The sequence below is a fragment of the Pseudomonas sp. GD03842 genome (genome assembly GCF_029841165.1).
Taxonomy (GTDB): domain Bacteria; phylum Pseudomonadota; class Gammaproteobacteria; order Pseudomonadales; family Pseudomonadaceae; genus Aquipseudomonas.
Genome location: NZ_JAOCEA010000002.1, coordinates 18,609 through 43,399, shown reverse-complemented (window position 1 = coordinate 43,399; position 24,791 = coordinate 18,609). Strand labels below are relative to the sequence as shown.

Below are 24,791 nucleotides of genomic sequence, written 5' to 3'. Positions count from 1 at the left end.
GATGCCTCGCTCTCTGTTGATCATCAGCCGCCAGTCGCCCTGGTCAGGCCCGAGCGCCCGGGAAGCGCTGGACATCGCCCTGGCCGGAGGTGCGTTCGACCTGCCGCTGGGCATGCTGTTTCTGGACGATGGGGTGTTGCAGCTTCTTCCCTCCCAAGAGGCCAGGGCCCTGCAGCAGAAAGACCTGACAGCCAACCTGCAGGCGCTGGCCATGTTTGGAGTCGAAGAGCTGTTTGCTTGCCACACCAGCTTGGCGGAGCGCGGCCTGGCCTGCGCTGGCTTGAACGTCGAGCCGCTGCACATCCTGCGCGATCATGAAATCGCGGCGCTTATCGACCGTTATGACCAGGTGATCACAATCTGATGGCGACCTTGCACGTATTATCTCACTCGCCCTTCGCAGACACCCGGCTGAACAGTTGTCTTCGCATCTTGGGTCACGAAGACGCCGTGTTGCTGTGTGGCGATGCGACCTATGCGCTGAACGCATCCACTGCGGCGCGTCAGATGCTGGACGCGAAGGCGGAAAGCCTGCGCCTGTTCGTCCTCGATGAAGACGCCAAGGCCCGAGGCCTGGAATTGCCTGACTGGGCCACCGGCGTTGACTACCCTGCATTCGTTGCGCTGGCCGTGCACTACGACAAGGTCAACACGTGGTTATGAAGCAGCTGATCGTCGATGGGCGCGCCATCGCGCTGGACAAGGACGGCAACCTTGAAGACCTGAACGACTGGTCGCACGATGTCGCCGAGGCGCTGGCGCGGGAAGAGGACATTGCCCTGACGCCTGACCACTGGGAAATCTTGACCGTGCTGCGGGCGTTCTATGCTCAGTACCAGCTTTCGCCAGCGACCCGTCCACTGGTGAAGTACACCGCCCAACAGCTGGGGCCGGAAAAAGGCAACAGCCTGCACCTGAACCGCCTGTTCAATGGCACTCCCGCCAAACTCGCCGCGAAGCTGGCGGGCCTGCCCAAGCCGACTAACTGTTTATGACCGAATTTGCACCTCTCGTCACCGAAACCCCAGCCGAGCATCCTTTTGCCCAGTTCGTCCGCATCTTGGGCAAAGGCAAGCGCGGCGCCCGCAATCTCACGCGCGAGGAAGCACGCGAGGCGATGGGCATGGTTCTGGACGAAAAGGTTGAGGACACCCAGCTTGGCGCCTTCCTGATGCTTTTGCGCCATAAAGAAGAATCTGCAGAAGAACTGGCGGGCTTCACCGAAGCCGTGCGCGAACGTCTCACCGCCCCGCCGCTGGCGGTGGACATCGATTGGCCAAGCTATGCCGGGAAGAAGCGCCACCTGCCATGGTACCTCCTGGCCGCCAAATGCCTGGCGCAGAACGGTGTGCGAGTATTGATGCATGGCGGCGGCGCGCACACGGCAGGCCGTCTGTACAGCGAGCAACTGCTCGGTTTGGTGGGCATTGAGCTGTGTCGCGACTGGCGGGCCGTCGATGACGCTCTGGAGCGGCATAACATTGCGTTCATACCGCTGGGGGACTGGGCGCCGCAATTGCAACGCATGATCGACCTGCGCAACACACTGGGGTTGCGCTCACCCATTCACTCGCTGGCCCGTGTGCTCAACCCACTGGGCGCTCGCTGCGGCTTGCAGAGCATTTTCCACCCTGGTTATCAATCGGTGCACCGCGACGCCAGCAGCCTGCTGGGAGATCACGCCATCGTGATCAAAGGCGACGGCGGCGAAGTTGAAATCAACCCGGACACCCTTAGCCACCTCTACGGCACCACTACCGGCCAGCCGTGGGACGAGGAATGGCCGGCCCTGTCCGAGCGTCGGCACGTGAAACCGGCCAGCCTTGACCCGCAACACCTCCTGCGTGTCTGGACAGGCGAGATCGATGACAGTTACCCGCATCTGGCATTGATCTCGACCATGGCCTTGGCGCTTCGGGGCCTCGGATTGTCGCGCGCTGAAGCCTTCGAACGGGCCGAACAGTATTGGGCAAACCGGAACAAATCGATCTAGTCGATTGTTACCCCCGATTCTTTGCGCTATTTCTTCGAACGATTGCCTTTAGACTGATCTCCAACGTACAAACGTACTCAGTGATTGGAGTCAGACATGGGCCTTCTCATCGAAGGACGCTGGCATGACCAGTGGTATGAAAGCAGCAAAGACGGGGCGTTCCAACGTGAACAGGCCAAGCGCCGCAACTGGGTGACCGCCGATGGGCGGCCCGGCCCCTCAGGCGAGGGCGGATTCAAGGCCGAAGCCGGACGCTACCACCTCTATGTTTCCCTGGCTTGCCCTTGGGCGCATCGCACGCTGATCGTGCGCGAGCTCAAAGGGCTGGAGAGTCTGATCGATGTGTCGGTGGTCAGTTGGCTGATGCGCGAACACGGCTGGACCTTTGACCGACAGTTGGGCTCTACGGGCGACGCCCTGGACAGCCACACGTACCTGTATCAGCGCTACTTGGCCGACACGGCGGACTATACCGGTCGCGTCACCGTGCCAGTGCTCTGGGACAAGAAGCTCAACCGGATCGTCAGCAACGAGTCGTCGGAGATCATCCGCATGTTCAACTCCGCGTTCGACGAATTGACCGGCAATTCGCTGGACCTTTACCCAGAGGCGCTGCGCGAAGAGATAAACCGCCTGAACGACCGCATTTATCCGGCGGTCAACAATGGCGTCTACCGCGCGGGCTTCGCGACCTCGCAAAATGCCTATGAAGAGGCCTTCGACCAAGTGTTCGCCGAGCTGGACGCGCTGGAAGACCTTTTGCAGACCACACGATACCTCGCAGGCGAGTACCTCACCGAGGCGGACGTGCGATTGTTCACTACGCTGATTCGCTTCGATGCGGTGTACCACGGCCATTTTAAGTGCAACTTGCGTCGGATCGCCGATTACCCGAACTTGAGTCACTGGCTGCGCGAGATGTACCAACTGCCCGGCGTGGCCGAGACGGTCGATTTCCAGCACATCAAGCACCACTATTACGCCAGCCATGCCACCATCAACCCCACGGGTATCGTGCCCAAGGGGCCGGCGCAGGACTTCAGCGTAGCGCATGACCGTGAGCGCTTACCCGGCCGCGGGATCTGGCAGCCCACCTGATCTGCCGCCCTCGCCTCTGTGGCCGCCCTGGCAAGCGGCCACTCGGGGACAGTGAGTCCGGCATTGAAGCGTTAATTACTTCCCAGTCAGACGCTGCCCTGCGCGCCCTCGAACCACGCCAGCTTATCTCGCAAGGTCACGACTTCGCCGACGATCACCAGCGTGGGCGCATGCACTTCATGCTCTGCCACCAGTTGCGGCAGGTCGGCCAGCGTACCGGTAAAGACACGTTGATTGGTTGTGGTGCCCTGCTGAATCAGCGCCGCGGGCGTGTCGGCCGAACGACCATGACGGATCAATTCGCTGCAGATGATGGGCAACCCAATCAATCCCATGTAGAACACCAGGGTTTGCGCGGGTGACACAAGGTCCTTCCAGGGCAGATCGCTGGTGCCGTCCTTTAAATGCCCCGTCACGAACCGAACGGATTGCGCGTAGTCGCGGTGAGTCAGCGGAATCCCGGCGTAGGCCGCGCAACCGATGGCCGCGGTGATGCCTGGTACGACTTGGAACGGAATACCCTGCGCCGCCAGCTCCTCGATTTCTTCCCCGCCTCGGCCAAAGATGAACGGATCGCCCCCTTTGAGCCGCACAACACGCTTACCCTGCCTGGCCAGTTCCACCAGCTGCAGGTTGATCTGGTCCTGCGGTACGGCGTGATCCGCGCGTTTCTTGCCAACGTAGATCCGGTCGGCATCGCGGCGGCACAGTTCGAGAATCGCCGGGGCCACCAAACGGTCATAGAGCACGACATCCGCTTGCTGCATCAAACGCAAGGCCCGGAAGGTGAGCAAGTCCGGGTCGCCCGGCCCCGCACCGACAAGGTAGACCTCGCCGGTGGCGGGCGGCGGCGCGCCATCGAGCTTGGCCTGCAGCAGACGCTCGGCTTCCGCTCCCTGCCCCGCCAATTGGCGGTCGGCAATCGGCCCCTGAAAAACGTCCTCCCAGAACGCGCGGCGTTGCTGAACATTCGGGAAAAGCTTTTTCACTTGATGGCGGAACCGCGCCGCCAGACCGGCCAGATGGCCATAGGTTGGTGGAATCCAGCTTTCCATCTTCGCCCGGATCAGACGCGCCAGCACCGGCGCATCCCCACCACTGGAGACGGCGATCACCAAAGGGGAACGATCGACGATCGCGGGGAAGATCACACTGCACAGCGCAGGCGCATCCACCACGTTGACCGGCATTCCGCGCGAGCGTGCATCGGCGGAAACCTGGGCGTTGAGCGGTTCGTCATCCGTGGCGGCAATCACCAGCACACAGCCGTCGAGATCCGCCTTCTGATAACCCCGCAGAATCTGTTCGCCACCGCTGCTGTCGATCAATTCGCGCAGCTCCGTTCCGATCTCGGGTGCAACCACCCGCAGGACCGCACCGGCGTCGGCCAGCAAGCGAGACTTGCGCAAGGCAATCTCGCCGCCGCCCACGACCAGAACGCGGGCGCCCCGAAGGTTGTGGAACAGTGGCAGAAATTCCATTTAGCCGATGACCTCGATGCCGCCCATCCAAGGCTTGAGGACGTCCGGCACTCGGATGGAACCGTCGGCCTGCTGGTAGTTTTCCAGCACCGCCACGAGGGTCCGGCCGACCGCCAGCCCCGAACCGTTGAGCGTGTGGACCAGTTCGGGCTTGCCGGTTTCCGGGTTGCGCCAGCGCGCCTGCATGCGGCGAGCCTGGAAATCACCACAGTTGGAGCACGAGGAAATCTCGCGGTACTTGTCCTGGCTCGGAATCCAGACTTCCAAGTCATAGGTTTTCACCGCACTGAAGCCCATGTCGCCGGTGCACAGCGCCAATACGCGGTACGGCAGCTCCAGCAACTGCAGCACGCGTTCGGCATTGCGCGTCAGGCTTTCCAGAGCTTCCATGGATTTTTCAGGTTCGACGATCTGTACCATTTCGACTTTATCGAACTGGTGCTGGCGAATCATCCCGCGCGTGTCACGCCCCGACGCACCCGCTTCACTGCGGAAGCACGGGGTATGGGCGACGAATTTCAACGGCAACTGTTTGGCGTCGATGATTTCGCCCGCGACGATGTTGGTCAGCGACACCTCGGCGGTCGGGATCAGGTACAGGTCGGCCTCGCCGTCACGACCGATCTTGAACAGATCTTCTTCGAACTTCGGTAACTGACCAGTGCCCTGCAGCGCAGGCGCCTGCACCAGGTACGGCGTGTAGGCCTCTTCATAACCGTGTTCGTTGGTGTGCAGGGTGATCATGAACTGAGCCAAAGCACGGTGCAGTCGGGCGATCGGGCCGCGCAGCAAGGCGAAGCGCGCACCGGACAGTTTGGCGGCGGTTTCGAAATCCAGCCAGCCGAACTTCTCGCCCAGCGCGACGTGATCCTTGACGTCGAAGTCGAAGGCCGCCGGGGTGCCCCACTTACGCACTTCGACGTTTTCCTCCTCGTCAGCCCCCACCGGGACGGACTCATGCGGCAGGTTGGGCACGCTGAGGAAGATAGCGTCCAGCTCGGACTGGATGGCGTCCAGTTCCTTTTTACCAGTGGTCAGCTCTTCAGCCATGCGGTCGATGTCCGCCATCAACGGCGCAATGTCTTCACCGCGCTGCTTGGCCTGGCCGATGGATTTGGAACGGGCATTACGCTCGGCCTGGAGCTGTTCAGTGCGGGTCTGCACTGCCTTGCGCTGATTCTCCAGCGCTTCGATGCGGGCCACGTCCAGTGTGAAGCCACGGGAAGCCAGGCGATCCGCTACGTCCTGAAGTTGGGTACGTAACAGTTTGGAATCGAGCATATCGTTCTCTCGTGTATTGAGTTCGGGTCTATAAAATTCGCGTCAGTGACAGACCGGCCCACGTCGCCAGCAGCCCGCCCAGGACGCTGATCAATGCATAACCGATGGCCAATGGCGCCTGCCCGCTTTCCAGCAGGCGAATCGTGTCCAGCGAAAACGACGAGAACGTCGTCAAGCCACCTAAAAATCCCACCATCAGGCCCGCGCGCAGCTCAATCGGCACGTCCGGGCGAATCAGAAAGAGCCCGTACAGAAAACCGATCAGCAGGCAGCCGACCAGATTGACGGCCAGCGTCGCCGTGTAGAAATGGCGCGGCCAGTTCGCGGCGACCACATTGGCCGTGGCAAAGCGCAATAATGTACCAGCCACGCCCCCCACCGACACAGCAACAATCAACTGAATCACTCTTTTCTCCGCTGACGGGGGCTGGCGCGATCAAGCGCGGCCAGATGTTTGAGCTTCTCGCCGATCTTGAGCTCCAGGCCACGAGGGACCGGCTGGTAATACTGGCGCGGTTCCAGCGATTCGGGAAAATAGTCCTCGCCTGCGGCGTAGGCGTCCGGTTCGTCATGGGCATAGCGATACTCTTCGCCGTAGCCCAGTTGTTTCATCAGCTTGGTCGGGGCATTGCGCAGGTGCAGCGGCACCTCCAGCGAACCGAATTCGGCGGCCTCGCGCATGGCCGTCTTGAACGCCGTGTAGACCGCATTGCTTTTGGGCGCACAGGCCAGATAAACGATGGCTTGCGCCACGGCCAGTTCGCCTTCCGGACTGCCCAGCCGCTCCTGGACATCCCAGGCCGACATGCACAGCGGCAATGCCCGGGGGTCGGCGTTACCGATGTCTTCGCTGGCCATGCGCACCACCCGCCGCGCCAGGTACAGCGGGTCGCACCCGCCGTCGATCATCCGGGCGAACCAGTAAAGCGCCGCGTCGGGGTTGGAACCGCGGATGGACTTGTGCAGAGCCGAAATCTGATCGTAGAACGCCTCGCCGCCTTTATCGAAACGGCGACGGCTGTCGCCCAGCAGGCTGTGCAGCAACTGGGGATCGATTTCCGCGCCGTCCTCGGCCAGGTCCGCCGCGTTCTCCAGCAGGTTGAGCATTCGCCTGCCGTCACCGTCGGCTGCGGCCAGCAGCGTCGCGAACGCTTCGTCGCCGACCCTCAGGTGACGATTGCCCAGCCCACGCTCCTCGGTCAGGGCGCGGTCGACCAGCCGACGCAGCGCTGCTTCATCGAGGCTCTTGAGCACATAGACCCGCGCTCTGGAAAGCAGCGCGTTGTTCAATTCGAAGGAGGGGTTTTCGGTCGTGGCACCGATGAAGATCAGTGTGCCGTCTTCGACGTAAGGCAGAAACGCATCCTGCTGAGACTTATTGAAGCGATGCACTTCATCGACGAACAGAATGGTCCGGCGACCGTATTGCCCGGCCTGCTGCTTGGCGACCTCGACCGCCAGGCGGATTTCCTTGACCCCTGCCAGCACCGCCGAAACAGTCTCGAAGTGCGCGTCAGAGACTTTCGCCAGCAGCCGCGCCAGCGTGGTTTTGCCCACGCCAGGCGGCCCCCAGAAAATCATCGAATGCAGCGCGCCCTGCTCCAGCGCTTCGCGCAAGGGCTTGCCATGGGCGAGCAAGTGCTGTTGACCGACGTACTCATCCAGGTTGGTCGCCCGCAAACGGGCGGCCAAGGGCTGAGCAATCGGTTCGCTGCTGAACAGGTCCATCAATGACGCTCTTACCTTGTGTTCCTAAAAACGCTGCAGACGCTCATTCCTGAATAACGTCAGCGCCTTTCGGGATCTGGAACTGGAATTTGCTCGCCGGGACGGGTTCGTTCGCCTTGACGCCCGTGAACAGGATATTGGTGCGCTGTCCGACGCTGTCGATCAATTGCATGTCGTTGATCATGCCGTTACGGAAGGACAAACGCAGGTTATCGAACAGGGTGTCCTTGGATTTGGGCTTGAGCACGAAGTCGATCACACCCCCGGCCTCTTTGGCCGTGATGTCGAAGCTCTCGCTGATTTTCGACACATCGCCCGACAGCAGCAAGGCAGGCGTTTGGGTCAGGCGCTGGTCGAGGGTCTTGATGGTCACCTGCTCCAGATCCGGGTCCCACAACGAAACCTTCTTGCCATCGGAAACCATCAGTTGCTCTTGCGGCGCGTCGGTGTGCCAGTAAAACAGGCCCGGACGCTGCAAGGTCATTTCACCGGAGGTTTCCTGCAGTTGGGTCCCACCACCGTCGAGGGTCAATTGGGAAAAGCGCCCACTCAAGGTTTTCGAGTTTTCCAGCAGTTGGGTCAGACGCGCCACGTCCTTGCTGTCGGCGTGGGCGGTAGCAGCGGAAAAAGCCAGGGCAGATACCAACATCATGCGGATAAGACGCATGGGAGTCCTCTTTGAGTTCAATTAACGCTGAATGGCGCCCTAGAGGCGCCACTCAGTCACTTGCGACACCCGCAGTGTCATTCACGCATGGGGGCAGGCGCAATCACTTCACGCGAGCCATTGGTGTTCATGGCGGTCACGACACCCGCCATTTCCATGGCTTCGATCATGCGCGCTGCGCGGTTGTAGCCGATTTTCAGCTTGCGCTGCACTGCGGAGATCGAGGCGCGACGGCTTTCAAGCACGAAATTGACCGCTTCGTCATACAGCGCATCGGTCTCGGCATCATCGCCGTCGCCACCCCCGCCACCGCCGCCTTCGAAGCCGCTGCCCGCCTCTTCGACGCCATTGAGGATGTCATCGTTGTACTGCGGCGTACCCCGCAGCTTCCACGCCTCGACGACGCGGTGAACTTCGTCATCCGATACGAAGGCCCCATGGACCCGGATCGGCAGGCTGGTGCCGGGCGGCATGAAGAGCATGTCCCCGTGACCCAGCAATTGCTCGGCGCCGCCCTGATCGATGATGGTCCGTGAGTCGATCTTGCTCGACACCTGGAACGCCATGCGGGTCGGGATGTTGGCCTTGATCAAGCCCGTGATCACGTCGACGGACGGGCGCTGGGTCGCCAGGATCAGGTGGATGCCGGCGGCGCGGGCTTTCTGGGCGATACGGGCAATCAGCTCTTCGACCTTCTTGCCCACGATCATCATCATGTCGGCAAATTCGTCGACCACCACGACGATGGTCGGCAGCTTGGTCAGCAGTGGCGCTTCGTCGTGAATGCTTTCGCGGTGGTACAGCGGATCCGGAATCGGCGTACCGGCCTCTTCCGCTTCCTTGATCTTGTGGTTGAAGCCCGACAGGTTACGCACCCCCATCTTGGCCATGAGCTTGTAGCGACGCTCCATCTCGGCCACCGACCAGCGCAGGGCATTGGCGGCGTCTTTCATGTCGGTCACCACCGGGCACAGCAAATGCGGGATGCCTTCGTAGATGGACAACTCGAGCATCTTGGGGTCGATCATGATCAGCTTGGCGTCTTCCGGGCCCGATTTGAACAGGATCGACAGGATCATCGCGTTCACGCCCACGGACTTACCGGAACCGGTCGTACCGGCCACCAGCAGGTGGGGCATCTTGGCCAGGTCGGTGATGATCGGCTTGCCGCCGATGTCGTGACCGAGCGCCAGCGTGACGGGCGATTTGAAGTTGTCGTACTCCGGGGTCGACAGCACTTCGGAGAAACGCACGATCTGGCGATCTTCGTTTGGAATCTCGATACCGACGGTGGTCTTGCCCGGGATGACTTCGACCACGCGGACGCTGGTCACCGCTAGGGACCGCGCAAGGTCCTTGGCCAGGTTGGCAATGCGGCTGACCTTCACGCCGGCCGCAGGCTGGATTTCGTAGCGCGTAATGACCGGGCCTGGATGGATCGAGTCCACCGACACTTCGACACCGAACTCCTTGAGCTTGATTTCCAGCAAATGGCCGACGGCGGCCAGCGACTCGGGTGAATAATTGAGCTGTTTCTTCTCGGCCGGGTCGAGGATCGAGATAGGCGGCAACGTGCCTTCCACCGCGCTGTCGACAAACAACGGGACCTGTTTCTCCTTCTGCACCCGTTTGCTGGGCTCTGGAGGCCTGGCAGGCGCCGGCGCGATGACGGCGGGAACGTGCTTTTCACGCGCACTCATGTGTTCGCTCAGCGCCTGCTCGCGCTCGATGATGCGCTCCTTGGCCTTGGCCTGCTCACGACGATCCGGCACGACCGGTGCCACGACCTCGTCAACCCGCTGGTCGACCTCGCGAAGCTGCGCAACCATCTGCTTGCGCTCATTGCGTTCCGCCCACCAGCGGTTGATCGCACCCTGGAACAACTCGAAGAGGTCCAGTGTGATCTTGCCTGTGGTGTCCATGACCTTGAACCACGACAAATCGGTGAAGACAGTCAGCCCGAACAGGAACAGCGCGATGAACAGCAGGGTGCTGCCCTGCACGTTCAACGCCCGCTTGGCCAAGTCGCCCAATACCTCTCCGAGCACCCCGCCAGCCGACCCCGGAAGGCCGGACATGGAATGGAAATGCAGATGCGCCAATGCCGCACCCGCCAAGATGAGAAACACCAGACCGATCATGCGCCAGGAGAACAGCCAGCCGCTCCACTGCCACGGCTCATGCCGATGACGAAACACCTGGTAGGCCTTGACGCCCAGCAGGATAGGGAAAATGTAAGCAAAGTAGCCCAGCACCATGAACAGGATGTCGGCGGCGAACGCCCCGGCGCGACCTGCAGCGTTCTGCACCTGCAGCGAGCTGCTGGTATGGCTCCAGCCCGGGTCCGTCTGGTCGTACGTCAGCAACGCCATCATCAGGTACAGGCACAAAAAGCCGAATGCGATCAGTGCACCTTCCTTGAGTCGGTAGTGCAAATGCTGCCGCCAGAGCGGAACGGGGCTGGGTGCTGCGGTGGATTTCTTCAAAACGCTTCAATTCCTGCGCGGTGGCGCGAACATCTGATAGTTGACTACGTACGACTGCATCGACGAAAAAGTGCAGACCGGTCCATGACACACTCTGCGTGAACGCACGCTCGACAGGTCATTTGAAATGAGGTTGAACACCATCGGGCATTGTACGGATTTGCACGCTGCACGCCACGATAGTCTGGCGTGGACGGTGCCGATCTTCAAGCATCGATGGCATCGGATCGGTACAGTGCGCATTTTCTTTGCCGACAACAGCTTATGACATATTTCTACCGGATTTCAGACCTGTCCCATGGCCATGACGCTCGTGAATGAGTCGAACCTGCCTTACAGTGGCTCAACGAGTGCCAGTCAACGGCCTGTGACCGCGATCCCGCCGCGTAGTTGCACGCTCTGGCACACTCCCCTCCCCTCTCGCAGAGCCGGAACCTCATGCTGACCTGGTTACAACGCGACACCCTGGACTTTCCGCCCCTGGAAAAAGCGATGCGCGAACCCAACGGTTTGCTGGCAGGCGGCGGCGATTTGTCGGCGGACCGCTTGATACGCGCCTATCGCCATGGCTGTTTTCCCTGGTACCAGCAGGGTCAACCGATCCTCTGGTGGTCACCAGACCCCAGAACCGTGCTGTTCCCGGACGAGCTGCATGTCTCGCGCACTCTGGGCAAACTCTTGCGCCAACAGCGCTATCAGGTGACGTTCGACCAGGACTTTTCGGCGGTCATTCGCGCCTGTGCCCAACCGCGCGCCTATGCCGATGGCACTTGGATCACAGGCGCGATGGAGGCCGCGTATACGGAGCTCCACGCCCGCGGATTCGCTCACAGTGTCGAAGTCTGGGAAAACGGCGAACTGGTGGGAGGGCTGTATGGCCTGGCGATGGGGCAACTGTTTTTCGGCGAGTCCATGTTCAGCCGCGCAGACAACGCCTCCAAAGTGGGGTTTGTGACGCTGGTGGAACACTTGAAGCGCTGGGGCTTCGTCCTGATCGACTGCCAGATGCCCACACGGCATCTGGAAAGCCTGGGCGCCCGTTCCATCCCGCGAAGCCTTTTCGCCGATTATCTGAAAAAACATCTGGATCTCACACACTCTGCCGACTGGTTGCCTAGGCGAGTTTGATTCCGCTGGCATACACTCTAGCTAACGTTTTCTCGAGGGTTGATCATGACCGAGCTGGCGCGGCTTAAGTTTTATGCCACTCAACCCCACTCCTGCAGCTACCTGCCCGAGGAACAAGCCACCACGCTGTTTCTCGATCCCAGCCAGCCGATGGATGTTCAGGTCTACGCCGACCTTTCCGATATGGGGTTCCGTCGCAGTGGCGATCATCTTTATCGCCCGCACTGCCAGAATTGCAGCGCCTGCGTGCCTGCGCGCATTCCGGTGGGCCTGTTCGTGCCCGATCGCCAGCAGAAACGTATCTTCAAGCGCAACGCCGATATCGAAGTCACCATCGCCAAGCCGCATTTCAGCGAAGAATATTTCGACCTCTATCAGCGCTACATCGAGCAGCGTCATGCTGATGGTGATATGTACCCGCCCAGCCGGGAGCAGTTTTCCACTTTTCTGGTGCGCGACCTGCCCTTCGCAAGGTTTTACGAGTTTCGCACCGAGGGGCGCCTGCTCGCCGTAGCGGTGACCGATCTGCTACCCAATGGCCTGTCCGCGGTCTACACCTTCTACGAACCCTCCGAAGAGCGCCGCAGTTTGGGACGGTACGCCATCCTTTGGCAGATAGCCGAAGCCGCTCGCTTGCAGCTGCACGCGGTGTACCTGGGTTATTGGATCAAAAACTGCAAAAAGATGAACTATAAGACGCAATATCGGCCCATCGAGCTGCTGACCAACCAAAGATGGGTCACTCTTTACTGAATCCCTTGGCTTGATCACTCATTTTCGGGCACAATGCAGCCCGCTTTTGCTCGGCTGCCGTTTGCACCGGGCCATTCATTGGATACCGAGGGCTTTACTGCATGTCGAAAGAAGACAGCTTCGAAATGGAAGGCACTGTCGTCGACACCCTGCCCAACACCATGTTCCGTGTGGAGTTGGAAAATGGGCACGTCGTAACCGCGCACATCTCCGGCAAGATGCGCAAGAATTACATCCGTATTCTGACCGGCGACAAGGTCCGCGTTGAATTGACGCCGTATGACCTGAGCAAAGGACGCATCACTTACCGCGCCCGCTAACAGGCTACGACGAAAACGCCCGGCACATGCCGGGCGTTTTTGTTTGTCCACAATTTGTAAGCAGCTACGCATTGCAGGAGCGCTTGCCCGCGATTGCGGTTTATCGGGTAAATATTCCGTCGCTGACACACCGCAATCGCGGGCAAGCGCGCTCCTACGGCAGTTAAAGAAAAAAGGCGCCGATTGGCGCCTTTTTGCCTTGTAGCAGCGAAACGTCAGGCCAATTCCGCCGTGGTCTCGTACTCGAACGTGATCTCGCCATCCTTGAAGTCGACGTGAACCACGCCGCCATGTTCGGACAACTCGCCGAAGAGAATTTCCTCGGCAAGAGGACGCTTGATCTTGTCCTGAATGAGGCGCGCCATCGGGCGAGCACCCATTTGCGCATCGTAGCCGCCCTCCGCCAGCCAACTGCGCGCTGCGTCGGAGACTTCCAGTTGAACACGCTTGTCTTCCAGTTGCGCCTGAAGCTCGGTGAGGAACTTGTCCACCACGCTCTTGATGACTTCGTGGCTGAGGCGACCGAATTGAATGATGGTGTCCAGACGGTTACGGAACTCTGGCGTGAAGCTCTTCTTGATGACTTCCATCGCATCGGACGAGTGGTCCTGATGGGTGAAGCCGATCGAAGCACGTGCCGCGGTTTCCGCGCCCGCATTGGTGGTCATGATAATGATCACGTTGCGGAAGTCCGCCTTGCGACCGTTGTTGTCGGTGAGCGTCCCATGGTCCATGACCTGCAGCAGCAGATTGAAGACTTCTGGATGCGCCTTCTCGATTTCGTCGAGCAACAGCACGCAATGCGGCTGCTTGGTGATCGCTTCGGTCAACAGACCGCCCTGATCGAAGCCGACATACCCCGGCGGCGCACCGATCAGACGCGATACGGTATGACGCTCCATGTATTCGGACATGTCGAAACGGACCAGCTCGATCCCCAACGCCTTGGCCAACTGACGCGCCGCTTCCGTCTTCCCGACGCCGGTCGGACCGGCGAAAAGGAACGAACCGACCGGTTTGTCAGGCGATTTCAATCCGGCGCGAGACAGTTTGATCGCGGTGGACAGTGAATCGATAGCCGCATCCTGACCAAATACCGTCAGCTTGAGATCGCGCTCCAGGTTGCGCAGCAATTCCTTGTCGGAACTGTTGACGTGTTTTGGAGGAATCCGCGCAATTTTGGCCACGATGTCTTCAACCTGAGGCACGTCGATCCGCTTCACGCGCAGATCGGCCGGCTGCAGGCGCTGGAAAGCACCCGCCTCGTCGATGACATCGATGGCCTTGTCCGGCATGTGGCGGTCGTTGATGTAGCGCGAAGCCAGCTCAGCGGCGGCGCGCAGCGCCTCATCGCTGTACTCGATATTGTGATGCTGTTCGAATCGACCCTTGAGGCCGCGCAGGATGCCGATGGTGTCCTCGACGGAAGGCTCGGTGACGTCGACTTTCTGGAAGCGCCGCGCCAATGCACGGTCTTTTTCGAAGATGCCGCGGAACTCCTGGAACGTGGTCGAGCCGATGCACCGGATATCACCGGAGGACAGCAAGGGTTTGAGCAGGTTGGACGCGTCCATGACGCCGCCAGAAGCCGCACCGGCGCCAATGATGGTGTGGATTTCATCGATGAACAGGATCGCATGGGGGCGCTTTTTCAATTCCCCGAGCAGCGCTTTGAAGCGCTTCTCGAAATCCCCCCGGTACTTGGTGCCAGCCAACAGCGCGCCAAGGTCCAGCGAGTAAACGACACTGCTGGCCAGCAGATCGGGGACCTGATTGTCCACGATGCGCTTGGCGAGCCCCTCGGCGATGGCGGTTTTACCGACGCCGGCTTCACCGACCAGTAGCGGGTTGTTCTTGCGACGACGCGCGAGGATTTGAGCGACACGCTCGACTTCCAGCTCGCGACCGACAAGAGGATCGATACGGCCCTGCCGGGCCAGCTCGTTCAGGTTGCTGGCATAGGCATCCAGAGGATTGCCCGAAGAAGAAGACTCGCCGCCCTCGTCGTCCTGCATATCTTGTTCACCTTCAGAGTGATCGCCATGCCCGGGCACCTTGGAGATGCCGTGGGCGATATAGTTGACGACATCGATGCGAGCAACGCTCTGCTGCTTGAGCAGAAACACCGCCTGGCTCTCCTGCTCACTGAAGATCGCCACCAGCACGTTTGCGCCAGTGACTTCACGCTTGCCGGAGCTCTGCACATGAAACACGGCACGCTGCAGGACGCGCTGGAAGCCCAGGGTAGGTTGGGTCTCGCGATCCTCATCATGGACAGGGATCAGCGGCGTGGTGGAGTCGATGAACTCCTGAAGGTCGTGTTTGAGTTTGTCGAGGTTCGCGCCGCAGGCACGCAGTACAGTGGCGGCAGCCTCATTGTCCAATAAGGCCAGCAGAAGGTGCTCGACGGTCATGAATTCATGACGTTTGGAGCGGGCCTCCTTGAAAGCCAGATTGAGGGTGACTTCGAGCTCACGGTTTAACATAGCTTCACCTCTTACCCAAGTGTCCGGCGTTAACCGTCCTTCTCGATTTCACAGAGTAGCGGATGCTGGCTTTCCCTGGCGTATTGGTTGACCTGCATTGCCTTGGTCTCGGCGATGTCGCGGGTAAACAATCCGCACACTGCCCGTCCCTCTGTATGGACGGCCAGCATGACCTTGGTCGCCAGCTCACGATTCAGGTTGAAAAACACCTCGAGCACTTCGACCACGAAATCCATCGGGGTGTAGTCGTCGTTGAACAAAACCACCTTGTACATCGGCGGCACCTGCAATATCGGCTTGGCTTCCTGCACCGCGATGCCCGCCGCCTCGTCGTCGTGGGGCTGCGAGTCATCCTGATTGAATGTTAGTCGAATCTTGCTCATTGCATGCATGGTAAAGAAGGTTCGCTGGGGCCGAAATTAAATAGATTGGTCATGATCATGCACGTTATCGATTGGACTGCCACATGAGCTTGACTAACGGCTAAACGGTGTTACAAACAATAGAACCCACATTGGGTAAAAAGGGTCCGCGCAGTCAACCAAAATTTTTTAGGTCCGGCGGATGAGAGGTGATGATACTCCCATCGGAGTCCTTTGCAGAGGGATGTGACTATGCTAAGCGGTAAGGTCAAGTGGTTTAACAACGCCAAGGGGTATGGCTTCATCGTTGAAGACGGCAAGTCCGAGGACCTGTTCGCTCACTACTCGGCTATCATTATGGACGGTTATAGGACACTCAAAGCCGGGCAGCCGGTCAGTTTCAATATCGTCCAGGGGCCGAAGGGCCTGCATGCCGTCAATATCAGCACTCAAGTCGTCGCGACCAAAGAACCCACCCCTGTACACGACATGCACCAGGAACACAGCAAAGATCACGCCTGAGCCGGACCGTTCAAGCGCGAGACCGATCGAAGCCGGTCAAGCCCGAAAGGGCTGACCGGCTTTTTTTCGTCCTTTATTCCATCGCTGATCTTTTCCATGCCCGCCGATGGCCCTCGCCGGCGACACTCCTGAAGGCAAAGGAGTGCTCCTTTAGTCGAAAATCGACTGCGGGCCAGATCGCCCATCACGGCACGTCGCGGCCTGCGACAGGCTGCCGCAGGCCACGCGGGGCGGGGGCTGTAGACTTTTGGCCGGATTTCGCAATGCCAGACGGGGCGCTGAAAGGTTCCACGCGAGTGTCAAGCGTTCACACGACTATCGTATGAATGGTCGGGACCGGTGGTATACTCGCCGCCGGTGACCACAGGGTCATTGGCGGCCGGACCATCTGAAACGAGACTTTCAGCCCTCCAGAGGCTGGACTCTTACCAGGGTTCAACCGCTTGACGCTCGACTGATGCACCCCATATCACGCGACGAAATTCTCGACTTTCGGCTCATTGATATCTGGGCGAAAGTGCCTACCCTGCGCATCTCGAAATTTTGTGTACGCTCAGCAAAGAAGAGAGTATTCCGAAAAATGTCCAACCGCTCGAAGATCATCTATACCTTCACCGACGAAGCTCCTGCCCTCGCCACCTACTCACTGCTTCCCATCGTCGAAGCGTTCACCGCTTCCGCCGACATCACCGTCGAAACCCGCGACATCTCGCTCGCCGCCCGCATCCTGGCTGGCTTCCCCGAGCGCCTGGGCGACAAGAAGGTTTCCGATGATCTGGCCGAACTGGGCGAGCTGGCGACCAAGCCGGAAGCGAACATCATCAAGCTGCCGAACATCAGCGCCTCGGTGCCGCAACTGAAAGCAGCCATCAAGGAGCTGCAGGCCAAGGGCTACGATGTGCCGGATTATCCGGACGAAGTCGTCACCGAAGCTGACAAGGCCGCCCGAGCCGCCTACGACAAAGTCAAAGGCAGCGCCGTGAACCCTGTCCTGCGTGAAGGTAACTCCGATCGTCGTGCGCCGCTGTCGGTCAAGAACTACGCGCGCAAGCACCCTCATAAAATGGGCGCATGGGCTGCAGACTCCAAGTCTCACGTGGCCCATATGGACAACGGCGATTTCTACGGCAGCGAAAAATCCGCGCTGATCGAAGCGGCCGGCGCCGTGAAGATCGAGCTGGTCGGCAAAGACGGCAGCAGCACCGTGCTGAAAGACAAGACCTCGGTCCTGGCCGGCGAAGTCATCGACTGCGCGGTCATGAGCAAGAAAGCCCTGCGTGCTTTCGTGGCCAAGGAAATCGAAGACGCCAAGCAGCAAGGCGTGCTCTTCTCCGTGCACTTGAAAGCCACCATGATGAAGGTTTCCGACCCGATCATGTTTGGCGAAATCGTCGCTGAGTACTATCAGGATGCGCTGCAGAAGCACGCCGAAGTCCTGAAGGAAATCGGTTTCAACCTCAATAACGGTATCGGCGATCTGTACGCCCGCATCAAGGACCTGCCAGCCGATCAGCAGGCGCAGATCGAAGCGGACGTCAAAGCGGTCTACGCGACCCGCCCTCCTCTGGCGATGGTCAACTCCGACAAAGGCATCACCAACCTGCACGTACCGAGCGACGTCATCGTCGACGCCTCGATGCCTGCCATGATTCGTGACTCCGGCAAGATGTGGAACAGCGAAGGCGTGCTGCAGGACACCAAGGCGCTGATTCCGGATCGCTGCTACGCCACCATCTACCAGGCGGTCATCGAAGACTGCAAGAAGCACGGCGCCTTCGACCCGACCACCATGGGCAGCGTGCCGAACGTTGGCCTGATGGCGCAGAAAGCAGAAGAATACGGCTCGCACAACAAGACCTTCCAGATCGAAACCGACGGCGTCGTCCGCGTCACCGACGACAAAGGCCAGGTCCTGATGGAGCAGACTGTCGAGGCCGGTGACATCTGGCGCATGTGCCAGACCAAAGACGCGCCGATTCAGGACTGGGTCAAGCTGGCGGTCAACCGCTCGCGCCTGAGCAACACCCCGGCGATTTTCTGGCTGGACCCTCAGCGCGCCCACGACGCCGTGATGATCAAGAAGGTCGAGCAGTATCTCAAGGATCACGACACCAACGGCCTGGACATCAGCATCAAGTCGCCTGTCGAGGCCATGAAGGTCTCCCTGGAGCGCATCCGTGCCGGCAAGGACACCATCTCGGTGACCGGCAACGTGCTGCGCGACTACCTGACCGACCTGTTCCCGATCATGGAACTGGGCACCAGTGCCAAGATGCTGTCGATCGTTCCTCTGATGAACGGCGGGGGTCTGTTCGAAACCGGCGCTGGCGGTTCGGCACCCAAGCACGTCCAGCAGCTCAACGAAGAAAACTTCCTGCGCTGGGACTCGCTGGGTGAATTCCTGGCCTTGGCTGCTTCGCTGGAACACTTGGGCAACGCCTACAACAACCCTAAAGCGCTGGTGCTGGCGACTGCCCTGGACAAGGCCACCGGCCAGTTCCTGGACAACAACAAGTCGCCATCGCGCAAAGTCGGTGGCATCGACAACCGCGGCAGCCACTTCTATCTGGCCACTTACTGGGCGCAAGCCCTGGCAGCCCAGACGGAAGACGCCGCCCTGGCCGCCAAGTTCGCGCCTCTGGCCAAGACCCTGACCGACAACGAAGCCACCATCGTTGCCGAGCTCAATGGCGTGCAAGGCAAGCCTCTGGACATCGGCGGTTACTATTTCGCCACACCAGAGCTGGCCAGCAAGGCCATGCGCCCGAGCAAAACCCTGAACGACGCGATCAGCTCGCTGAAGTAAGGTCGTCACGCTCCACACGAACCCCGGCCTCGCGCCGGGGTTCGTGCTTCTGGATTAGCTCACCCACTTCGCCGTGAAAGGACGCATCGAATGACCTGGCAACCCCACATCACTGTCGCGACCATCGTCGAGGATGACGGTCGCTTCCTGTTCGTCGAAGAATCGAAGAACGGCAAACACGTGCTCAATCAGCCCGCGGGTCACCTCGAGCCTGCCGAAACCTTGCGTGAGGCCGCCATCCGCGAAACGCTGGAAGAAACCGGTTGGGATGTCGAACTGACCGGCGTAGTCGGCATTTACCTGTACACCGCACCGAGCAATGGCGTCACCTACCAGCGTGTCTGCTTCGCCGCCCAAGCCACCCGTCATCATCCCGACCGCCCATTGGACACCGGCATCGTCGCAGCACACTGGCTCACTCGTGACGAACTGGCCGCTCAACCTGAACGCTGGCGCAGCCATCTGGTGCTGGAATGCCTGGATGACTACCTCGCCGGCCCAGTCCACAGCCTGGACGTGGTGCGCAACTGAATAGCTTTTAGCCTTGGCGCTGACTCCCTGATAGAATCGCGTCCTTTTCCAGACGACTCACCGAAACCCTATGTCTGATTCAGCCTTTTCCAAACCAGAAAAGAAACGCGTCATCGTCGGCATGTCCGGCGGCGTGGATTCTTCGGTCTCCGCCCTTCTGCTCATGGAGCAGGGGTATCAGGTGGAAGGCCTGTTCATGAAGAACTGGGAAGAAGACGATGGAACGGAATATTGCACCGCCATGGACGACCTGGCGGATGCCCAGGCCGTGTGCGACCGCATCGGCATCAAGCTGCACACGGTAAACTTCGCTGCGGAATACTGGGATAACGTCTTCGAGCACTTCCTCGAAGAGTACAAGGCCGGCCGTACGCCAAACCCGGACATCCTGTGCAACCGTGAGATCAAGTTCAAAGCGTTCCTCGATTACGCCTTCATGCTGGGTGCAGATCTGATCGCCACCGGCCACTACGTGCGCCGTCGGGACATCGATGGCCGCACCGAATTGCTCAAGGGCCTGGACCCGAACAAGGACCAGAGTTATTTCTTGCATGCCGTCGCGGGCGAACAGATTGCCAAGACCCTGTTCCCGGTCGGCGAACTGGAAAAGCCTGAAGTGCGCGCCATTGCCGAGAAATACGCATTGGCAACCGCCAAGAAGAAAGACTCCACCGGCATCTGCTTCATTGGCGAACGCCGCTTCACCGACTTCCTCAAGCAATACCTGCCCGCACAACCGGGCGAGATCAAAACCACCGAGGGCGAGGTTATCGGCCGCCACGCCGGCCTGATGTACCACACCATCGGGCAGCGTCAGGGGCTGGGGATCGGCGGTCTCAAGGACGCCGGCGACGAGCCGTGGTACGTACTCGAGAAAGACCTGGCCCACAACGTGCTGATCGTCGGCCAGGGCAACGAGCACCCCCGGCTGTTCTCACGCGCCCTGCTCGCTTCGGAAATCTACTGGGTCAACCCTGTGGACCTGAGCACACCGCGCCACCTGACCGCCAAGGTTCGTTACCGTCAGGCCGACCAGCGCTGCACGCTCGAGCGTACCGTGTCCGGGTACCGCGCTGTTTTCGACGAGCCGCAACGGGCCGTCACGCCTGGTCAGTCGGTGGTGTTTTATGACGGTGAAGTCTGCCTGGGTGGCGGCGTCATCGAAGCGGCAGAACCCTGGTACAGCAAGGACACGCATTGATGAGTCCGATTCAAGAGCAACTGACCGCCTTGGGCGGTGTGTTTCAGGCTGCTGTACTGGTGGACCGGATCGCAAAGACCGGCCAGGCCGGCGAAGCGGCGGTCGGCTGCCTGCTGGGCGGCCTGCTGGTGATGGACCCCAAGGATACGCTCGACGTCTTCGGTGGCGACGACCTGAACCTTCGCGAGGGCTACCGCGCCCTTGCCAGCGCACTGGAGCGGGATCCGGGCACCTTGCAGCGCGAACCGTTGCGTTACGCCCTGGCCATGCTCGGCCTGGAGCGGCAGCTCGCCAAGCGTGACGACATGCTGGACACCATTGGCAAGCGCCTGCCGCAGATCCAGTCGCAGGTCGAACACTTCGGCATCGTGCATGAGAACGTGATTGCCGCCACCGGTGCGCTGTACCAGGACACGCTGAGCACCTTGCGCCAGCGGATTCAGGTCCATGGCGACATGCGCAACCTCCAGCAACCCAACAACGCCTCCAAGATTCGCGCACTGTTGCTGGCCGGCATTCGCTGTGCCCGGCTTTGGCGACAAGTGGGCGGTCACCGCTGGCAACTGGTGATCAGTCGTCGCAAGTTATTGAAAGAACTGTATCCCTTGATGCACGGTTGAGCGTCACTCCCCCTGCAAACGCCACCGCCAAGCCTCGTCACGCGCTTCACAACGGCCATCCGCCCTCGGCTGCGCCGTTTTTTCATGTATGATACGCGCCCCATTTCGTTGCCCGACTGTCCGAGAGCACCCCATGCAGCTTTCTTCGCTCACTGCGGTTTCCCCTGTTGACGGCCGCTACGCCGGCAAAACCCAGGCCCTGCGCCCCATCTTCAGCGAATACGGCCTGATCCGTTTCCGCGCCCTCGTCGAGGTCCGCTGGCTCCAGCGCCTGGCGGCTCACCCGCAAATCTCCGAAGTCCCGGCGTTCTCCGCCGAGGCCAACGCCATCCTCGATGCACTGGCAGACGACTTTGCCCTGGAGCATGCCGAGCGCGTCAAAGAGATCGAGCGCACCACCAACCATGACGTCAAGGCCATCGAATACCTGCTCAAGGAGCAGGCGGCCAAGTTGCCGGAACTGGCCAAGGTCAGCGAATTCATTCACTTCGCCTGCACCAGCGAAGACATCAACAACCTGTCCCATGCGCTGATGCTGCGCGAAGGCCGCGACACGGTACTGCTGCCGCTGATGCGCCAGATCGCCGACGCCATCCGCGAACTGGCGATCCGCTTCGCCGCCGTGCCGATGCTGTCGCGCACCCATGGCCAGCCTGCCTCGCCGACCACCCTCGGCAAGGAACTGGCCAACGTGGTCTACCGCCTGGAACGCCAGATCGCTCAGGTGGCGGCCGTCCCGCTGCTGGGCAAGATCAACGGCGCCGTCGGCAACTACAACGCGCACCTTTCGGCCTATCCGGACGTCGACTGGGAAGCCAACGCTCGCGCCCTGATCGAAGACGAACTGGGCCTGACGTTCAACCCGTACACCACCCAGATCGAACCGCACGACTACATTGCCGAGCTGTTCGACGCCATCGCGCGCTTCAACACCATCCTGATCGACTTCGACCGCGACATCTGGGGTTACATCTCCCTCGGCTACTTCAAGCAGAAGACCGTTGCCGGCGAAATCGGCTCGTCGACCATGCCGCACAAGGTCAACCCCATCGACTTCGAAAACTCCGAGGGCAATCTGGGCATCGCGAATGCGCTGTTCCAGCACCTGGCGAGCAAGCTGCCGATTTCCCGCTGGCAGCGCGACCTGACCGACTCCACCGTACTGCGCAATCTGGGCGTGGGTTTCGCCCACAGCGTGATCGCCTATGAGGCGAGCCTCAAAGGCATCGGCAAGCTGGAACTGAACGAACAGCGTATCGCCGCCGACCTTGACGCCTGCTGGGAAGTGCTCGCCGAGCCGATCCAGACCGTGATGCGCCGTTACAACATCGAGAACCCGTACGAGAAGCTCAAAGAGCTGACCCGGGGTAAAGGCATCAGCCCGGACGCGCTGCTGATCTTCATCGATGGACTGGACATGCCGGCCGAAGCCAAAGCCGAGTTGAAAAAGCTCACCCCGGCCAATTACATCGGCAACGCCGTGGCGCAAGCCCAACGCATCTGACCCAAGGCCGCCGCTCTGACGCCCGGCCAAGCCGGGCGTTTTCATTCCGGTCTGAAAACATCTTTTTTCAATAGGTTACACATGAATCCTGATATTCCTCTTCAGCTGCTGGGCGGCATCACGGCCCGCGAGTTTCTGCGCGATTACTGGCAGAAAAAACCACTGCTGATCCGTCAGGCCATTCCGGAGTTTGAAAGCCCGATCGATCCGGATGAACTGGCAGGCCTGGCGCTGGAAGAAGAAGTCGAGTCACGCCTGATTATTGAGAACGGCGTGCGCCCATGGGAAATGCGTCGCGGCCCGTTCGCGGAGGAAGAATTCAGCAAGCTGCCGGAAACCGAATGGACCCTGCTGGTGCAGGCGGTCGATCAGTTCGTGCCTGAAGTGGGCGAGTTGCTGGACAGTTTCCGCTTCCTGCCAAGCTGGCGCATCGATGATGTGATGATCAGCTACGCAGCGCCCGGCGGCAGTGTTGGCCCGCACTTCGACAACTACGACGTGTTTCTTCTGCAGGGCCATGGCAAGCGTCATTGGAAAATCGGGCAGATGTGCGACAGCGAAAGCCCTCTGATCGAGCACGCCGACCTGCGCATCCTGGCCGACTTCCAAGGGAGCGACGAATGGACACTGGAGCCAGGCGACATGCTTTACCTGCCGCCGCGCCTGGCCCATTGGGGCGTGGCCGTCGACGATTGCCTGACTTATTCGGTCGGTTTCCGCGCCCCGAGCGCTGCGGAAGTGTTGACCCACTTCACCGACTTCCTCAGCCAGTTCATCTCGGATGAGGAACGCTACACCGACGCCGACGCTCAGCCGCCCAGCGATCCCCACCAGATTCAGCGCGATGCACTGGACCGTCTCAAGGCGCTGCTGGCCGAGCACATGGGCGACGAGCGACTTCTGCTGACCTGGTTCGGCCAGTTCATGACCGAGCCGCGCTACCCGGAGCTGGTCACCGGCCCGGAGCTGGACGAAGCAGAGTTGCTCGACAGCCTGGAACAAGGCGCGATCCTGATTCGCAATCCGAGCGCGCGATTGGCTTGGTCCGAAGTCGACGACGACCTGCTGCTGTTCGCCAGCGGCCAGAGTCGCCTGCTGCCAGGCCATCTTCGCGAACTGCTGAAGCTGGTGTGTGCAGCCGATGCTCTGCATACCGATAACCTGGGCAAGTGGCTGAGCGACGAAGACGGCCGCAGCCTGCTCTGCGAACTGGTCAAACAAGGAAGTCTGGGATTCGCCGATGAATAAGATCCGCGTGCGCTTGGCCGACTGGCAGAAAGACAACGCCGATATCCGACGTATTCGAGAAGCGGTGTTCATCGCTGAACAGTCGGTCCCGCCCGAGCTGGAGTGGGATGCCGAAGATGCAGGCGCCCTCCACTTTCTGGCGTTGGAAGGCGATTATCCGGTCGGCACCGCACGCCTCCTGCCGGACGGTGAAATCGGCCGGCTTTCGGTACTCAAGGACTGGCGCGGCCTGCACGTCGGCGACGCACTGCTCAAAGCGGTCATTGCCGAAGCCGAACATCGTGACCTGCAGGAGCAGAAACTCAGCGCTCAGGTACACGCCACGGCGTTTTACGAGCGCTCGGGCTTCACCGTGGTCAGCGACGAGTTTCTTGAAGCCGGCCTGCCCCACGTGCACATGGTGCGCAGCGCTCGCTGAAAAGCCTTGATGCAGCCAAACGCCCCGTCGTGACCGTCTCAGCTCGCTATGCTGAACGCAAACACGGGGCGTTCTGCTGTCTGCAATTCAATTTGCCGCTGCACAGGCCGACAAACTGGCACACTCAACGCTTTTGACGCGTCCCTTCGTGGAGATTA

At 60.4% G+C, this 24,791-nt stretch carries 24 protein-coding genes; 16 read left to right on the top strand and 8 right to left on the bottom strand.

The genetic code is table 11. The annotated features are described in order from the left end of the window. Position 1: 1 nt before the first annotated feature. The 5 genes from tusC (at position 2) to N5D61_RS02580 (ending at position 3,091) form a co-directional block, all read left to right on the top strand. Positions 2 to 364 (top strand): sulfurtransferase complex subunit TusC, encoded by a 363-nt coding sequence (gene tusC / locus N5D61_RS02600; RefSeq protein WP_108239256.1) that lies wholly within the window; start codon positions 2 to 4, stop codon positions 362 to 364. Beyond that, positions 364 to 663, top strand: coding sequence for a sulfurtransferase complex subunit TusB (tusB, locus tag N5D61_RS02595; RefSeq protein ID WP_108239257.1), 300 nt, complete (start codon positions 364 to 366; stop codon positions 661 to 663). Before tusC ends, tusB begins: the two co-directional genes overlap by 1 nt. Then, positions 660 to 995 (top strand): TusE/DsrC/DsvC family sulfur relay protein, encoded by a 336-nt coding sequence (locus N5D61_RS02590; RefSeq protein WP_108239258.1) that lies wholly within the window; start codon positions 660 to 662, stop codon positions 993 to 995. Before tusB ends, N5D61_RS02590 begins: the two co-directional genes overlap by 4 nt. Next, positions 992 to 1,993 carry a glycosyl transferase family protein gene (locus N5D61_RS02585; RefSeq protein WP_279890583.1) on the top strand — a complete coding sequence of 334 codons (1,002 nt, stop codon included), beginning with the start codon at positions 992 to 994 and terminating at the stop codon, positions 1,991 to 1,993. The genes N5D61_RS02590 and N5D61_RS02585 overlap by 4 nt, the downstream gene beginning before the upstream one ends. Positions 1,994 to 2,089: 96 nt before the next feature. Then, positions 2,090 to 3,091, top strand: a complete 1,002-nt coding sequence (locus N5D61_RS02580) for a glutathione S-transferase family protein (protein WP_279890581.1) — start codon at positions 2,090 to 2,092, stop codon at positions 3,089 to 3,091. Positions 3,092 to 3,177: 86 nt separating this feature from the next. Here the strand turns inward: N5D61_RS02580 and cysG are convergent, their stop codons facing one another. The 6 genes from cysG to N5D61_RS02550 form a co-directional block, all read right to left on the bottom strand. Continuing rightward, on the bottom strand, positions 3,178 to 4,572 hold the full coding sequence (cysG, locus tag N5D61_RS02575; protein ID WP_279890579.1) for a siroheme synthase CysG: 1,395 nt from the start codon (positions 4,570 to 4,572) through the stop codon (positions 3,178 to 3,180). Beyond that, complete coding sequence (gene serS / locus N5D61_RS02570; protein WP_108239262.1) at positions 4,573 to 5,853, bottom strand: serine--tRNA ligase; 1,281 nt, start codon at positions 5,851 to 5,853, stop codon at positions 4,573 to 4,575. Positions 5,854 to 5,881: 28 nt separating this feature from the next. After that, a complete protein-coding gene (crcB, locus tag N5D61_RS02565) occupies positions 5,882 to 6,259 on the bottom strand; it encodes a fluoride efflux transporter CrcB (protein ID WP_108239263.1) in 378 nt (125 codons plus the stop codon). Then, on the bottom strand, positions 6,256 to 7,581 hold the full coding sequence (locus N5D61_RS02560) for a replication-associated recombination protein A (protein ID WP_108239264.1): 1,326 nt from the start codon (positions 7,579 to 7,581) through the stop codon (positions 6,256 to 6,258). Before N5D61_RS02560 ends, crcB begins: the two co-directional genes overlap by 4 nt. Before the next feature lie 43 nt (positions 7,582 to 7,624). Next, positions 7,625 to 8,248 carry an outer membrane lipoprotein chaperone LolA gene (gene lolA / locus N5D61_RS02555; protein WP_108239265.1) on the bottom strand — a complete coding sequence of 208 codons (624 nt, stop codon included), beginning with the start codon at positions 8,246 to 8,248 and terminating at the stop codon, positions 7,625 to 7,627. A 77-nt stretch (positions 8,249 to 8,325) separates the two neighbouring features. After that, a complete protein-coding gene (locus N5D61_RS02550; protein WP_108239266.1) occupies positions 8,326 to 10,734 on the bottom strand; it encodes a DNA translocase FtsK in 2,409 nt (802 codons plus the stop codon). Between the two features lie 438 nt (positions 10,735 to 11,172). Between N5D61_RS02550 and aat the strand changes: the two genes are divergently transcribed. From aat to infA, 3 genes are all read left to right on the top strand, one after another. After that, the gene (gene aat / locus N5D61_RS02545; RefSeq protein WP_279890575.1) at positions 11,173 to 11,862 is read left to right on the top strand and encodes a leucyl/phenylalanyl-tRNA--protein transferase; all 690 of its coding nucleotides are present in this window, start codon (positions 11,173 to 11,175) and stop codon (positions 11,860 to 11,862) included. A gap of 45 nt (positions 11,863 to 11,907) precedes the next feature. Further along, entirely contained in the window at positions 11,908 to 12,615 is a 708-nt protein-coding gene (locus N5D61_RS02540) for an arginyltransferase (RefSeq protein ID WP_108239268.1), read from the top strand. Between the two features lie 101 nt (positions 12,616 to 12,716). Further along, positions 12,717 to 12,935 (top strand): translation initiation factor IF-1, encoded by a 219-nt coding sequence (gene infA / locus N5D61_RS02535; RefSeq protein ID WP_002553999.1) that lies wholly within the window; start codon positions 12,717 to 12,719, stop codon positions 12,933 to 12,935. A 215-nt stretch (positions 12,936 to 13,150) separates the two neighbouring features. On the opposite strand, the gene clpA is transcribed toward infA, so the two are convergent. Both clpA and clpS read right to left on the bottom strand, forming a co-directional pair. Next, entirely contained in the window at positions 13,151 to 15,421 is a 2,271-nt protein-coding gene (clpA, locus tag N5D61_RS02530; protein ID WP_108239269.1) for an ATP-dependent Clp protease ATP-binding subunit ClpA, read from the bottom strand. 29 nt (positions 15,422 to 15,450) lie between these two features. Next, positions 15,451 to 15,813 (bottom strand): ATP-dependent Clp protease adapter ClpS, encoded by a 363-nt coding sequence (gene clpS / locus N5D61_RS02525; protein ID WP_108239270.1) that lies wholly within the window; start codon positions 15,811 to 15,813, stop codon positions 15,451 to 15,453. 216 nt (positions 15,814 to 16,029) lie between these two features. Here clpS and cspD point away from each other — a divergent pair, with 216 nt between their 5' ends. The 8 genes from cspD to N5D61_RS02485 all read left to right on the top strand — a co-directional run bounded on the left by cspD (position 16,030) and on the right by N5D61_RS02485 (position 24,633). After that, entirely contained in the window at positions 16,030 to 16,305 is a 276-nt protein-coding gene (gene cspD / locus N5D61_RS02520) for a cold shock domain-containing protein CspD (RefSeq protein ID WP_279890572.1), read from the top strand. 580 nt (positions 16,306 to 16,885) lie between these two features. Continuing rightward, positions 16,886 to 19,111 (top strand): NADP-dependent isocitrate dehydrogenase, encoded by a 2,226-nt coding sequence (locus N5D61_RS02515; RefSeq protein ID WP_279890570.1) that lies wholly within the window; start codon positions 16,886 to 16,888, stop codon positions 19,109 to 19,111. 90 nt (positions 19,112 to 19,201) lie between these two features. Next, positions 19,202 to 19,642, top strand: a complete 441-nt coding sequence (locus tag N5D61_RS02510) for an NUDIX hydrolase (protein ID WP_279890569.1) — start codon at positions 19,202 to 19,204, stop codon at positions 19,640 to 19,642. 70 nt (positions 19,643 to 19,712) lie between these two features. Next, complete coding sequence (gene mnmA / locus N5D61_RS02505) at positions 19,713 to 20,843, top strand: tRNA 2-thiouridine(34) synthase MnmA (protein ID WP_279890567.1); 1,131 nt, start codon at positions 19,713 to 19,715, stop codon at positions 20,841 to 20,843. Beyond that, a complete protein-coding gene (hflD, locus tag N5D61_RS02500) occupies positions 20,843 to 21,463 on the top strand; it encodes a high frequency lysogenization protein HflD (RefSeq protein WP_108239275.1) in 621 nt (206 codons plus the stop codon). Before mnmA ends, hflD begins: the two co-directional genes overlap by 1 nt. Before the next feature lie 133 nt (positions 21,464 to 21,596). Continuing rightward, positions 21,597 to 22,967 (top strand): adenylosuccinate lyase, encoded by a 1,371-nt coding sequence (gene purB, locus N5D61_RS02495; protein ID WP_108239276.1) that lies wholly within the window; start codon positions 21,597 to 21,599, stop codon positions 22,965 to 22,967. 81 nt (positions 22,968 to 23,048) lie between these two features. Further along, positions 23,049 to 24,215, top strand: coding sequence for a cupin domain-containing protein (locus N5D61_RS02490; RefSeq protein ID WP_108239277.1), 1,167 nt, complete (start codon positions 23,049 to 23,051; stop codon positions 24,213 to 24,215). Continuing rightward, entirely contained in the window at positions 24,208 to 24,633 is a 426-nt protein-coding gene (locus N5D61_RS02485; protein ID WP_279890563.1) for a GNAT family N-acetyltransferase, read from the top strand. Before N5D61_RS02490 ends, N5D61_RS02485 begins: the two co-directional genes overlap by 8 nt. Positions 24,634 to 24,791 lie beyond the last annotated feature (158 nt).